This window comes from Diaminobutyricibacter sp. McL0608, assembly GCF_039613825.1.
GTDB lineage: Bacteria > Actinomycetota > Actinomycetes > Actinomycetales > Microbacteriaceae > Diaminobutyricibacter.
This window is the reverse complement of sequence record NZ_CP154826.1, coordinates 512,637-525,502: the sequence shown is the minus strand read 5'-3', so window position 1 is coordinate 525,502 and position 12,866 is coordinate 512,637. Positions and strand designations below refer to the sequence as shown.

The following is a 12,866-nucleotide window of genomic DNA, read 5'->3' as shown; positions in this document are numbered from 1 at the left end:
CGGGATGAACAAAATCATCGAGGACATTGGGCTCCTCGTCGAGCGAGAGTCGCCCTCCTCCGACCTCGAGGCGGTGGCGGCCAGCGCCGACACAGTCGCTGCCCTTGGTGCGGCTCTTCTCGGCGTCGCCCCGGAGCGGATCGTACGCGAGGGCGTTACCCATCTTCGGTGGCGGTTCGGAGACCCGCAGGTTCTATTGCTCGGGCACCACGACACTGTCTGGCCGCTGGGCACCATTGAGCGCCTGCCGTTCACAGTCGAGGACTCAGTGCTCCGCGGGCCGGGCTGCCTCGACATGAAGACGGGTATCGTGATCGCTTTGCACGCCGCCGCCGCGCTCGAGGACCGAGATGGCCTCTGCATTCTCATCACCGGGGACGAAGAACTCGGTTCGATGACCTCGCGCGGGCTCATTGAGGAGTCTGCGGCCGGTTGCGAGGCCGTGTTCGTACTAGAGGCAGCTGCCGATGGGGGCGCCCTGAAGGTAGCACGCAAGGGGGTGTCGGACTATCGAATCCTGGTCACGGGAAGAGCTGCACACGCGGGGCTCGATCCGGAGCGGGGCATCAATGCCGCCGTCGAGGCCGCGAGACTGGTGCTGAAAGTCGCTGATCTGGGCGACGCGGTCACTGGGACGAGTGTGACACCAACCATGATGCAAGCGGGGACAACGACGAATACTGTGCCCGCGTCCGGCGAGTTTGCCGTGGATGTGCGCGTTTGGACTCTTCACGAGCAAGCACGTGTCGATCGCGCGATCCGCGGGTTACGCACGAAACTATCTGGAGCGGAGGTTCGGATTGAGGGCGGCCCGAACCGCCCTCCGATGGAAGAATCCGCCTCTGCGGGCCTTTTCGCGCTGGCGCAAAGCATCGCCGCTGACGCTGGCTGGGAGCCGCTTGACGCCGCTTCTGTCGGGGGCGCTTCCGACGGGAATTTCACGGCTGCCCTCGGAATCCCGACGCTGGACGGGCTGGGCGCCGTCGGTGACGGGGCCCACGCCGACGACGAACGCGTTGACGTCCGTGCGATAGGACGGCGCATCGTCCTTCTGCAAGGGCTGATCCAGCGCGTGCTCAGCGTTGCCTACGAGGAACCCATGCGAAGGCCATGACAACAGATTCTCAATTCGGCGACCACGAATCCAGCTGACCTATGCTTGGCATCGGCGGCGCCTGCACGACGCCCGCTAGCCCACAGGAGATTCGCTTCATGAGCCACCGCATACGCCACGCCACTCCTTCAGATCTGGACTCGGCAGCTCGGGTTCTCGCCGTGGCGTTCGGTGACTACGCGTGGACGCGGTGGGCTCTACCCGGCGATGGATACGAATCTCGCCTTGAGGAGGCTCAGCGTCTCTATCTCAGCCACTCCCTCATGCACGGCATCGTACTCGTCGACGAAGGGGTGCGCTCCGTCGCAGCGTTCCTGCCGCCGGACGCACCCGCCCCTGCGGAGCAGATTCAACGACGGGTAGCCGAGCTGCATGGATCACGCCTTACTGCCCTGTCAAAACTGTCCCTCCCTGACGCTCCCTCGGGAAGCTGGACACTTGAAACGGTTGGCGTCGATCCAGCTCATCAAGGCGCGGGCCTTGGAACAGCAGTGATCGCCGTCGGTCTCGCGATGATCGACCAGAGAGGCGAGCCCGTCGCTCTCGAAACTTCGGATGAGCGAAATGCGCGCCTCTACCTGCGACTTGGTTTTACTATCGCCGCGGCGACCACTATCCCAGACGGACCCCTGGTGTACTCGATGTATCGGGTGGCCAAAGCTCAGTAAACCTTCGGCACCGCCATCGAATCCCGAACCGCCAGAAGTGGCACCGATCTCTTGGGCAGTGATTTGTCGATGCGCGCTTCGCTATGGATGCGCGTGATCGATATCAGAACCTGGTCGCTCCCATTCGCTCCCGCACGTTTCGCTCCGCCCGTTGTGCCTGCGGTACGCTCGACGGATGCACGTCGTGATGTTTAACTGACGGGCCTGCGTCTCACTCGCGCAGGGTTCCCCCACCGAGGGTGTCTTTAGTGACCCCTCCGGCAAAATATCCCGTCAGACCCCACGAGCATTTCTCTTGTGTCGTGGCCAGCACCACTGGAGTTCTCCGTGCTTTCCATCCTTCGTCTTCCCGGCGTACTGCGCGCCTTTCTTCCCGCCCTCATCGGCCGGCTCTCATTCGCAATGGTCGGTCTCGCCCTGTTGCTGACCGTGCAGCAGAGCGCCGGCTCCTTCGCACTCGCAGGGTTCGCCTCTGCACTCTCCGGCTTCGCCAACGTGATCGCTTCGCCGTGGCGAGCCCGCGCCGTGGACCGCTGGGGCCAACGTCGCGCCCTCCCGGTGATGGCGGCGGTCCAAGCCGCGAGCCTTTTAGCACTCGCATTCGTCGCGACGAGCCAGAGGCCAGCGGCAGGTTGGTTCCTGGCGCTCAGCGCGATCATCGGCCTAAGCGTTCCCCCCTTGGGTCCCTCTATGCGAGTAATCTGGTCGTCCCTCACCTCACCAGGCAGACAACGGCAGAAGGCGTTCAGCCTCGACGCCACGTGCGAGGAGCTGTTGTTCGTGAGCGGACCTATTCTGATCACGGCTGTGATAACGGCGACATCACCGAGCGTGGGGCTTATCCTCGCCGCCTCCACAACGGTAATTGGCACCGCGGGAATGGTGCTCAGCAACGCCTCGCACAGAGTGCCGCGCTCGGCAGAAGCAAGTCCGCGGGTGGACCGCCCACTCAGCCAGCCAGGCTTCGCTCGGGTGCTCGTGGTGCTGATTGGAGTCGGCCTCGTCCTCGGCACACTTGAGATCGTTGCCCCCGCGTTCGCGACCGACCGCGGCGAAATTGAGCTCTCCGGCTGGCTACTGGCCACTTTCGCGGCGGGAAGCGCTGTCGGTGGCCTCGTATATGGACATCTGCGGCTCGCGGCGTCCCTTGTCACACGATTGCTCGTACTCGGTATCGGCCTCGGGGTCACGGTCGCCGCGGTCGCCTGGGCACCCACATTCGTACTACTGGCGGCGGGCCTCGCCTTGGCCGGAGTTTTCCTTGCCCCGTCTCTTATCACCGGCTACCTGATCGCGGACTCGGCCGTACCGAAATCCGGGCAGACGGAAGCTTCAGCGTGGATCAACACAACCGTCAACTTCGGCGCCTCCTTCGGCGCCGGAGTGGCCGGAATGGTCATCGACAGCTGGGGCACGACAGCGGCACTCCTCGCCGTCGGGATCGTGGCCATCGCTCTCGCGAGCACGACCCCGGTTCGCCGACTAGCAAGCATCGGTATGCCGGAGCCAGAAGCTGCCGCGCATCCTGCGGCGGACACCGAAGCGGATCCGGCGGCAGCCGCTTCGTAGTCTGCCGCTTATCCAACCGGTCGCCGACACTCGTTAACAGGCCATCGCGCCACGAAATCGGCCAGCGATCGCGAGTCACCATGTGCGGAAGAACAAAGGGCGGTGATGAAGCACGATCGGATTGGACAAAGGCACACGAGTCCACAGCACATACGGTTTCGATATCTCGACAACCGATTGGGCCGAAGTCGCCCTCCACGTGAAGGAGCCCATGAAGCGCCATATCCGGACCGGCGATATACTCGAGCGGCTCCTTAACGAGGCGTCTCCTACTTCACGCGAGGCAACGTGCTCTACCTCCGCGTTTGGCAACGATTGTTCGTCAGATCGACGGACTTCGAGCCTGCGGCTCGCGGAAGCTAAAGCAGATCGCCTCCTGACTCACGATGATGAGCCTGTCGTTGTCGACGATCTCGTAACGCAGATTGAGGTGCACCCACTGAATATCGACGTCTTGCGGCGGTCCCGATGACGGGGCCCGCCACGTCATCGCGCTCCGGACTGCGGACTGAGGCAACCATCGCCGCCCTCAACGCGCGGATCCGGATACGCGAACTCGCCGGGATCGATGAGATCGGCGAGGCCGAGCGATTCTTCGCGCGGATCCGGGCACGCGAGGGCAACCCGTCAGTCAGTAGAGAGTTGCTGCGGGCAGTTAGCGACGGTGGGGGCTACCTTGGCGGAGCGTACGCCGGCCGAGTGCTCATCGGCGCAACACTCGGCTTTCATGCCGCACCCGACCGGAGGCTACTTTGCAGCTACATAACGGGTCGAGACCCGGAATTCACCTCCTGCTCGATCGGGTTCGCAATGAAGCTTCACGAGCGGGCGTGGGCCGCCGAAAGAGATATTGCCGCGGTTGAGTGGACATTCGATCCACTGGTCGGTCGCGATGCTCATCTCTACTTGGGCAAGCTAGGCGCGGCGCCTATGGCGTACCTCGAGCACCTCCACGACGACGTGTCGGGAGACACCTCAATGGGACGCGACGAGACGGACCGGCTTCTCGTGCGTTGGGATGTGCTCGAGCCCGCGGCGACGGCTGCTCGAGATGGCGATGACAGCCTCACCGACAATTCCAACGAAACCTGGAGCTTCGTTCCGGTGCCCGAGGACATAGTGTCGCTGCGCTCGATTGACCCGGAAGGCGCTCATCGATGGCGGCTCGCACTTCGTGAACAACTCGCGGAGCATCGAAACGCCGGCGATCGAATTGCAGGGTTCGATAGAGCCCGGGGGTATATCTTGCGCAAAGGCTACGCGACGTAAACGGCGAGGGAAGCACGGAAATACCCCATCGTTCAGAATCGAGCGACCTACGCGCGTCGGGCTTCGCCATTTGTCTCGTACGACTGAAAGAGACTGACCGTAGGTAGGTCTCTTTGCAACCGGACCCACGTGCTTCGGAAGGCACGCCTCAATGCTGGCGGTGACCAATCAGAGCGGCGAAGTTCTGGCGGGATAAACGGATCACGCTCAACCGCTACGGTGAACGCCCCTGCGAGCTTCAAGGCGCACGCAAGTCGATCCGGAACACTCGCGGAGTCAGGGAGTCTATCCGCCGCCGCAAGCTCGTTCGCCAGTCCCCGGTACGCATTTTCAATCTCGGCCCCGGGCCACAACGTTTCCACGATCTCGAGCGGATCCCCGAGCCCTGGGCCGTCCAGACGTGTAGCCTCCGCCGAAATGAGATACCGGGCGACAGGTTCAGCGCCCACAACCTTCACCATCTCGTCGCGGAGCGCGAACGGGCTTACATAAACGCCATGAGCCAGCGACGCCGCCCCAAGGCGAACAAGAGCCGATCGTATCCCATCTCGCTCCGCACGAAATCGCTCCGGAACCGAGAAAGTGAAAAGCTTCCAGGCGCCATCCCATGTCTGCACGCCGGCATCCTGTGCGGAGACGACCGCGAGGTAGCGCGCGTCTGCCTTTTCCCTGTCTTGGCCCGCTTCTGTCAGAACCAGTCGCCCCTTGCGGCCTCGGCCCTCTTGCTGCAGAACGCCAGACACCTCCATCCGCCTGATCGCGAGACGCACCGGCTGAGCATCCAGGCCGACGGCGGCCGCCAGATCGTACACCATCTCCAGCGCTGCGGTCCCATCCAGAGCAAAGCAGGCTTCGACGACGGTCTTCGGAGCGATGTCTCGGGAACTCGTCATTCGGCTGCTCTCAGCGGGATTCGGTACACCATATCTGTCGCCCGCCGGAAGCCATACACTCGCTCCAAGATGCCGATCGACACAGTCTCTGTGGCGGTGAAACCTAACCGTTCGTACAGCGACCTCGCGCGGGGGTTCGAGTCTACGACACTCAACCGCACTCCCTTGAGTCCTCTGTACGCGGACAGAGCGATTGCCTCACCTAGTAGCCGAGAGCCGATCCCGTGTCCCCTCTCCTCCGGAGCGATAGAGAGCCCGTCGAGAAGCAACTCTCCCTCCCGTGGCGTGCGGCTCAAGATCAGCATGAGCGCAGCCCGCCAAGGAGCGCTGATAGCCGAGTACTCCCGCGCGAGACCGCGGACGGACAAGCCCACTGCCTTTCGACCCCCATCGCAGAATCCCAGCACACCGATCACGCGACCGGAGCGTGTCGCGCAAAGGAAACGATCCGAGTGCAACTGCGTCTCCAAGTACGCCACACCACGAGCCCGGCCGCCCAAACTTGGAGCGAGCTTGCGACCAAACGCCTCCCAGTAGATGCGGGCGACATCGAGCCGAGCACCCGCAGGGATGCCACGCACAATTTCGATATCCGAGTCATTCATCCAGTCAGGATACTTAAAATCTATCGTAGCCAATACGACCGTAATCGTTTCAAGATATTCAATCTTAGCGGGATCGCGATTCTCGACGGTGCTGAACTCGCGTTAGTTGAGCCCCAACAGCTTCGTACCGACAGGGCGAGTCGCTGACACCGTATTCAGAAACCCACTCGGAAGACGTGTCCTATTTCTCAGTCGAACCCGAGAGCAGACACGGTCACAGCCCCGCGGGCGCAACTGGCCGAACCATCACGGGTGGTCGACTCGATTCCACCTGATTCATCGGAAAGCCCCCTTTGAAGATTCCTCCTGTACCTCAGGCATACCCCGGAGAAGACATCGTGCTTCAGTTGGCCAACGGTTGCGCTTGCGCTCTTCGGCATCAAATATCGTCGACCCTCGCGGCTCAACTTGGCCGCCGAGACCAACGTGCACTCCAGCGACGCTCGACCCGAGCCCCACGAGAACCCCTGCTCTGCTATCGCCTGAAGTAGTGCGACGAAAATCGCGCTCCCCGCGAATCCTCCCCAGAAGCTTCGACCGGCAGAAACCACAGCAGTGCTATACGACATTCCAGTCAATAGGAGGCTTGTACTCGCGGCCAATGACCAGGGAAGAGGCATCACCCATGCTGGGCGAATGCACCGCAATGTCGAAGCCGACCTTCTTGTCGCTCAGTCCGAGGATGCGTCCGCACGTGCGTGCGACCTAGCGCACGTTCGAATCGCCGACGAGCACGATATGAGCCGCCTCTGGGGCGTGACCCACCTACTCACCTCGGTCTGGGGCACCTCATCACAGGGCCCGCCTATCCCAGTCGATGTGCTGCGAGGCATCAGCCACGCCGGTTGTGCGGTAGCCGCAGCTTACGATGCAGACGATGAGATCTGCGGTGCAGCCGTTGCAATTGTCGCGCCGGGCAGCTCGTCTGCTTACTCGCTGATCGCAGGAGTGCGTCCGGGTCAGAAAGACGCCGGCGTGGGCTTCGCCCTCAAACAGCATCAGCGTGCGTGGGCGCTCGCTCGTGGTCTTGAGCGAATTGTGTGGACATTCGATCCCCTTGTCAGCCGCAACGCGCGATTCAACCTGACGAAGCTCGGAGCCTCCGCCACTGAATACAGCGAGGACTTCTACGGCGTCATGGACGACGCCATCAACACTGACGACGAAAGCGATCGTCTCGTGGCCGTCTGGCCACTCAGCAGCGAGCGCGCGATCGCTTGCAGCGAGAGCGCCCCGCTCGACCTGATCGCTCCCGACTACCGATCGGCTGGCGTGCTGAGGTTCGGCCCCGATCTAGCACCGATGTTCGTCGAAGCTGAGGGCGCGCTCTGGTGCCGCGTTCCGATGGACATCGTCGCCCTGCGAAACCAGGATCCTGAGGCGGCCAAAGCCTGGCGACGTGCCACTCGAGAGGTTCTCAGGGAAACACTCAGTGAAGGATACGCCGCCCGCGGCGTCACCCGAACTGGTTGGTATCGACTCGATAAAGAGGAGCTGTGATGAAGATCGAGAACATTGAGTTGCGCCGGGTCACGATGCCGCTGGTGTCACCCTTTCGCACGTCGTTCGGAACCGCGTCCGAGCGTGAAACAACCCTCGTAAGGGTGACAACGGCGAACGCGGAAGGGTGGGCGGAACACGCCGCCGAGCCCGATCCGCTGTACAGCTCCGAGTTCCTAGACGGGGGTGACGTCGTCATCCGTGATCACCTGGTTCCCCGCCTGCAAGCGCTTGGAGGGCGCCTAACTGCCGAACTCGTGGCCACAACGCTGGCCCCCGTCAAAGGTCATCCAATGTCGAAATCCGTGCTCGAAACCGCGATTCTCGACGCGCAGCTTAAGGAAGCGGGGACCTCCTTCGCACACCATCTTGGCGCGGTGCGCGATTGCGTGCCCGCTGGAGTATCGGTCGGAATCATGGACTCGCTCGACGAGCTCCTCGCTGCTGTAGAGAGCTACCTCGCCGAAGGGTACCTGCGCATCAAGCTCAAGATCGAACCGGGCTGGGATCTAGAACCGGTTCGAGCAGTTCGGGAACGATTCGGGGACAACGTACTCCTGCAAGTCGACGCCAACACGGCGTATACACTGGCCGATGCCCGGCATCTGGGACAGCTCGACCCCTTCGGACTGCTCTTGCTTGAACAACCGCTTGCCGAGGACGACATCCTCGGACACGCGCACCTTGCGAAGCTCATCCAGACACCGATCTGCCTCGACGAATCGATCGAGTCCGCTAGGGATGCGGCGGCCGCGATAGCGCTCGGCGCCTGCAGCGTCATCAATATCAAGCCCGCCCGTGTGGGCGGCTACCTGGAAGCACGTCGCATTCACGACGTTGCCGCCGCAAACGGAGTCCCTGTGTGGTGCGGCGGAATGCTGGAAACTGGCATCGGACGAGCGGCGAACGTGGCGCTCGCCGGCCTACCGAACTTCGTGCTTCCCGGTGACACTTCGGCGTCGAGCCGCTACTACGCGCAGGACCTCACGGCACCATTCGTGCTGGAGGAGGGTCACGTGCGCATTCCGAGGGGGCCCGGAATCGGTGTCGATATCCTGCCAGATGTTCTGGGCGAGATCACCACATCCTCCATGGCGATTCGCTTCTAGCACGATGGTCGCGTGCGTCGATTTGGGCGATTCTGGATTAGGGCGGTCGCGGACGCGTCGCTGGGAATGGAGAATCGCACTGGGGATGACAACGGGATTGGGAGCTATATCCAAACGCTATAACGTCGCGTGCCTTTCAGCCGCGCCTCGGGCGCCGAATAGCGCACCCGGCCCCAAATGCTATAGCGTTTCCCCATGACCGATCGTCGCGCACTCATTACCGGCGCCAGCTCCGGAATCGGCGCCGCCACTGCCGTCGCCCTCGCCTCCGAGGGAACGGCCGTCTGGCTCACCTACAGCAGCGGCGACGAGGCAGCCCGCCGGGTGGCCAAGCGGTGTCGCTCCGCCGGCGCACCCGAGGTGCAGGTCAGCCGCCTCGACCTGCGCTCCCCCGATTCGATCGATGATCTCGTCCGCGAGATCGCCGCGACCTGGGGTGCTCTGCACGTGCTCGTCAACAATGGTGGCGTCTGCCCCTATCGCCACTTCGACGACATCGACATCGAGGAGTGGGATGCAGTGATGGAGACCAACGGGCGCGGTACCTTTCTCCTCAGCCGCGCCGCCCTCCCCCTCCTGCGGGCCGCATCCGCCGCCGAGCCGGTCGACCGATCGATCGTGAACCTCTCCTCCATCGCTGGGCAAGTGGGGGCCCTCCAGACCGGGATGCACTACGCCGCCAGCAAGGGAGCGATCCTGGCTATCACACGCAGCTTCGCGCGTCACCTCGCCGCCGAGGGTATCCGCGTGAACGCCGTCACGCCCGGCCCCGTCACCAGCGCGATCACCGACCAACTGAGTGAAGGCGGCCGGGATGCACTGTCCTCCTCGATCCCCGTCGGTCGCTTTGGCACGCCGGAGGATGTCGCCTGGATCATCGCGGGACTCGCGTCGCCCCGGGCCGCATTCGTCACCGGCGCGACCTACGACGTCAACGGCGGCGTGCGAATCGACTGAGAACGACCGAGCCAGACAAGGATGACGCCAATGACCGCACTCGCAGCACTTCAGACCGTGACCGACCAGGTGGACGCGTTCAACGCGCACGACCTCGACGCCTTCGTCGCCACCTACTCCGAGGACGCCGTCGTCTCTGGTGTGGCCGAAACACCGCTCGTCGGCCGCGAGGCGATCCGGGCGTTCTACGCAGACCGCCTGGTCAACCCCCTCCTTAGTTGCACCATCGACGCGACGACAGTGTTCGGCAACCGCTGGGTCGTCGCCCGAGAACACGTTGCCAACGCCGGTATCGCCACCGAGACGATCGCCACGTTCGATGTGCGCGACGGTCTCATCCAACGCGCCTCGATGCTCAAGGCCTAAGGACGCCGCCCTACTCCTGGGTCCGGAAACGCTTCACGAGCGTCGGATCGACGGGTGGGGAGCCGAAAGCAGCAGTCCACGCTCCGTCGACTGCGATGGACTGACCGCTCAGGTAGCCGGCCTGATCGCTCAGCAGGAAGGCCGTAAGTGCGGCAACGTCGTCCACGTCGGCGATCCGCCGCATCGGAGGACCTTTGGCAAGGGCGCGCTCTTCGGCCTCTGGATCGGTCGCCGAAGCGATCTGCGCCTCGAGGTGGGGCGTGCGCACCCCGCCGGGCGCGACCGTGTTGGCGCGGATGCCGTACGGTCCGTAGGTAACAGCTACGCTCCGCGTGAGCGCGTCGATCCCGCCCTTGGTGAACTCGTAGGCTGCGTAGTCGGCGAAGCTTGCTCGGCCGTGGATCGACCCGATGTTGACGATCGCGCCGGGATGCGCCTGGTCGACGAAAGCGGTGACCGCGGCCGAACATCCCCACAGATACCCCAGCCCGTTGATCTCGACGATCTCGCGAACGGTACGCTCGTCGAGGCGATGCAGTGGCGTCTGCCTGGTGATGCCGGCATTGTTTACCCAGCCGCCCAACGGCGCGAGCTGCAGCGCCTGGTTGGCGGCCCGCATGTGAGTGGCGCGTTCCGCGGTGTCGCCGATCGTCACCGCCGCGCACGCTCCCACGTTGACGCTGTCGGATTCGGACCGTTCCACGCCGACCACGAGCCATCCGTCTGCGGTGAGCCGTTCGGCGATGCCTCGGCCGATGCCTTTCGCCGTACCGGTCACGACAACGCTGCGAGTCATGTGTTCCTCCCAAAGTCGAACGTATCCGCTGCGAAGCCGAAGCCGAGGCCCGGCTCACTGGTGGGACGGGCGTGGCCCGCGTCGAAGAGTGGCCCGCCTGTTACAAGTGTGGGCGACGGGTCGTAGGGGTTGCCGCCCGCGGCACGGCCGAACGTCTCGACACCGACGGCACCGAGATGCACGCTCGTCTCCGGGCTGACGTGACAGGAGATAGGAACGCCGCGCTCGGCCGCCCAGTGCACGAAATCGATCGCAGGCGTGATCCCGCCGAGGGCGACGACATCGAGCCGCGCCAGGTCGATACCACCGCCCTCGACGAGGGCCTTCAGAACGGCCGGGTCGGTGACCTCGTCGCCGACCGCGAGCGTTAGTCCCGTGCCTGAGCGGATGCGGGCACATCCGTCAACGTCTTCCGGCAGCAGCGGATCCTCCAGCCAGGCGAGCTGCGGATCGCCCCATTCAGCGACCTCCGCCAGCGCCTGGTCCGCGTCCCGCCAACCGAACCCGACGTCGACGACAAGGCCGGTGCGGTCGGGAAGTTCACGGTTCAGCTCGGCCAGCAGCTCGCGCATGAGAGATGTGTCGGGCGAGCGCGAGATCTTCACCAGCGGCCACCCGGCTGCGGCCTGCGAGACGACCTCGTCGACGAGGTCGTCGACGGTCCTCCCCAGTGTGGGGTATGCGGCAACGAGCATCGTCGCACGTGGGGCGTTGTCGGCGCCCAGAAGACGCCACACCGGTTCCCCGGTCCGACGCCCGAGCAGGTCCCAGAGGGCGATGTCGACAAGCCCGATCGCACGGCGCACGAGCCCGACCCGCCCGACGATCGCGCTGCCCCGGAACATCGACTCCCACAACGATAGAACGTCCAGCTCGTGCCCGACCACGTGCTGGGCGAGCAGCCGTTCCACAATCGCGGCCATCGGGGCCTCACGGGTCAGGGCGTAAGAAATGCCATCGTTTCCGTTGTCGTCGCGCACCCGCGCGGCTACATACTCCCGCCTGGTCACCGTCATCGCACCCAACGGCAGGGGACGCGAGAGCGGCAGCGAGAGGGTCGCGGTGCCGAGTTCAGTGATGCGGGCGCCGGGCACGGCCGTCGGACCGGTCACGGTTTCGGCACCGAGGCCAGCGGGATTCCGTAGTCGACCATGAAACCGCCGTCGACGTACATCGTCTGCCCGGTCATATATGACGCCTGGTCGGAGACCAGAAACGAAACGGCATTCGCGATCTCGCTCGGCTCCGCGACCCGACCGGCAGGGATGCGCTTCAGGATTGTCGCCTCGTCCAGCGTTCCGCCCTCGACGCCCTGTCGGAAGACACCCGTGTTGACGTAGCCGGGCGCTACCGCGTTGACCCGCACTCCCCGAGCGGCCCATTCGGCCCCGGCTGTTGCGGTGAGACCGATGACGGCCGCTTTCGTCGACGCGTACGGAGCCCGCCCTGCCGAGCCACGCGAGGAGATGGACGAGATGTTGACGATACGCCCAGCGCCTGCCGCCAGCATCTGCCGGCCGGCGGCCTGAAGACAGAGGAAGACGCCGTTGAGATTCACGTCGACGACGGCCCGCCACTCGTCCCAGCCGAGGTCTTCGATCGCCCGATGCCGCTGGATGCCCGCGTTGTTGACGAGCACGTCGAGCCGGCCGAACTCGGCGCCCACCGCCCCAAACACGTGTGCGACGTCATCAGGGTCCGTAACGTTCAGCCGTCGATGCACGATCCCTTCCACCGGTGCCGTCATCGTGAACCCGGGCACGAGATCGGCGGCGACGACGAGATAGCCGTCGGCGGCCAGCCTCTGTCCGATCTCCCAGCCAATGCCGGCGGCTCCACCAGTGACGAGGGCGACGGGTGCGGATGTGCTCATTGTTGTGTCCTTACTCTTCTTTCGGTGCTCAGACCGTTTTGTTTTCCACCGGCGACGACACGGGGCGACTCGCGGGGAAACTAACCCGCTTCGTGCCTGTCTTCACGTTCGCCGACTGCAGCAGCGTGGTCCCGGAGACGAAGTCGC

The 12,866-nt window shown here is 64.2% G+C and carries 14 protein-coding genes; 8 read left to right on the top strand and 6 right to left on the bottom strand.

Annotated elements, in window-relative coordinates:
* Window positions 1-4: 4 nt before the first annotated feature.
* Complete coding sequence (locus tag AAYO93_RS02500) at window positions 5-1,114, top strand: M20 family metallopeptidase (RefSeq protein WP_345763441.1); 1,110 nt, start codon at window positions 5-7, stop codon at window positions 1,112-1,114.
* A 197-nt stretch (window positions 1,115-1,311) separates the two neighbouring features.
* On the opposite strand, the gene AAYO93_RS02495 is transcribed toward AAYO93_RS02500, so the two are convergent.
* Window positions 1,312-1,488 (bottom strand): hypothetical protein, encoded by a 177-nt coding sequence (locus tag AAYO93_RS02495; protein WP_345764960.1) that lies wholly within the window; start codon window positions 1,486-1,488, stop codon window positions 1,312-1,314.
* On the opposite strand from AAYO93_RS02495, the gene AAYO93_RS02490 reads away from it, so the two are divergent.
* The 3 genes from AAYO93_RS02490 to AAYO93_RS02480 all read left to right on the top strand — a co-directional run bounded on the left by AAYO93_RS02490 (window position 1,408) and on the right by AAYO93_RS02480 (window position 4,620).
* Window positions 1,408-1,782: a GNAT family N-acetyltransferase gene (locus AAYO93_RS02490; RefSeq protein ID WP_345764950.1), complete on the top strand. Its 375-nt coding sequence runs from the start codon at window positions 1,408-1,410 to the stop codon at window positions 1,780-1,782. The two genes, AAYO93_RS02495 and AAYO93_RS02490, sit on opposite strands and share 81 nt — an antisense overlap.
* 327 nt (window positions 1,783-2,109) lie before the next feature.
* Complete coding sequence (locus AAYO93_RS02485; protein ID WP_345763440.1) at window positions 2,110-3,351, top strand: MFS transporter; 1,242 nt, start codon at window positions 2,110-2,112, stop codon at window positions 3,349-3,351.
* A 468-nt stretch (window positions 3,352-3,819) separates the two neighbouring features.
* Window positions 3,820-4,620: a hypothetical protein gene (locus tag AAYO93_RS02480; protein ID WP_345763439.1), complete on the top strand. Its 801-nt coding sequence runs from the start codon at window positions 3,820-3,822 to the stop codon at window positions 4,618-4,620.
* A gap of 47 nt (window positions 4,621-4,667) precedes the next feature.
* On the opposite strand, the gene AAYO93_RS02475 is transcribed toward AAYO93_RS02480, so the two are convergent.
* Both AAYO93_RS02475 and AAYO93_RS20160 read right to left on the bottom strand, forming a co-directional pair.
* Window positions 4,668-5,513: a PaaX family transcriptional regulator gene (locus AAYO93_RS02475; protein WP_345763438.1), complete on the bottom strand. Its 846-nt coding sequence runs from the start codon at window positions 5,511-5,513 to the stop codon at window positions 4,668-4,670.
* Window positions 5,510-6,118, bottom strand: coding sequence for a GNAT family N-acetyltransferase (locus AAYO93_RS20160; RefSeq protein WP_434056665.1), 609 nt, complete (start codon window positions 6,116-6,118; stop codon window positions 5,510-5,512). Before AAYO93_RS20160 ends, AAYO93_RS02475 begins: the two co-directional genes overlap by 4 nt.
* Window positions 6,119-6,754: 636 nt before the next feature.
* On the opposite strand from AAYO93_RS20160, the gene AAYO93_RS02470 reads away from it, so the two are divergent.
* The 4 genes from AAYO93_RS02470 to AAYO93_RS02455 all read left to right on the top strand — a co-directional run bounded on the left by AAYO93_RS02470 (window position 6,755) and on the right by AAYO93_RS02455 (window position 10,050).
* Entirely contained in the window at window positions 6,755-7,618 is an 864-nt protein-coding gene (locus tag AAYO93_RS02470; RefSeq protein ID WP_345763437.1) for a hypothetical protein, read from the top strand.
* Window positions 7,618-8,727, top strand: coding sequence for an o-succinylbenzoate synthase (gene menC / locus AAYO93_RS02465; protein WP_345763436.1), 1,110 nt, complete (start codon window positions 7,618-7,620; stop codon window positions 8,725-8,727). Before AAYO93_RS02470 ends, menC begins: the two co-directional genes overlap by 1 nt.
* A gap of 195 nt (window positions 8,728-8,922) precedes the next feature.
* Entirely contained in the window at window positions 8,923-9,684 is a 762-nt protein-coding gene (locus AAYO93_RS02460) for an SDR family NAD(P)-dependent oxidoreductase (RefSeq protein WP_345763435.1), read from the top strand.
* A 30-nt stretch (window positions 9,685-9,714) separates the two neighbouring features.
* A complete protein-coding gene (locus tag AAYO93_RS02455; protein WP_345763434.1) occupies window positions 9,715-10,050 on the top strand; it encodes a nuclear transport factor 2 family protein in 336 nt (111 codons plus the stop codon).
* A gap of 10 nt (window positions 10,051-10,060) precedes the next feature.
* Here AAYO93_RS02455 and AAYO93_RS02450 read toward each other — a convergent pair whose 3' ends face one another.
* From AAYO93_RS02450 to AAYO93_RS02440, 3 genes are read right to left on the bottom strand one after another with little or no spacing between them, the layout of a single operon-like run.
* A complete protein-coding gene (locus AAYO93_RS02450; protein ID WP_345763433.1) occupies window positions 10,061-10,846 on the bottom strand; it encodes an SDR family NAD(P)-dependent oxidoreductase in 786 nt (261 codons plus the stop codon).
* Window positions 10,843-11,958: a mandelate racemase/muconate lactonizing enzyme family protein gene (locus AAYO93_RS02445; RefSeq protein WP_345763432.1), complete on the bottom strand. Its 1,116-nt coding sequence runs from the start codon at window positions 11,956-11,958 to the stop codon at window positions 10,843-10,845. The genes AAYO93_RS02450 and AAYO93_RS02445 overlap by 4 nt, the downstream gene beginning before the upstream one ends.
* Window positions 11,955-12,719 carry an SDR family NAD(P)-dependent oxidoreductase gene (locus AAYO93_RS02440; protein WP_345763431.1) on the bottom strand — a complete coding sequence of 255 codons (765 nt, stop codon included), beginning with the start codon at window positions 12,717-12,719 and terminating at the stop codon, window positions 11,955-11,957. The genes AAYO93_RS02445 and AAYO93_RS02440 overlap by 4 nt, the downstream gene beginning before the upstream one ends.
* Window positions 12,720-12,866 lie beyond the last annotated feature (147 nt).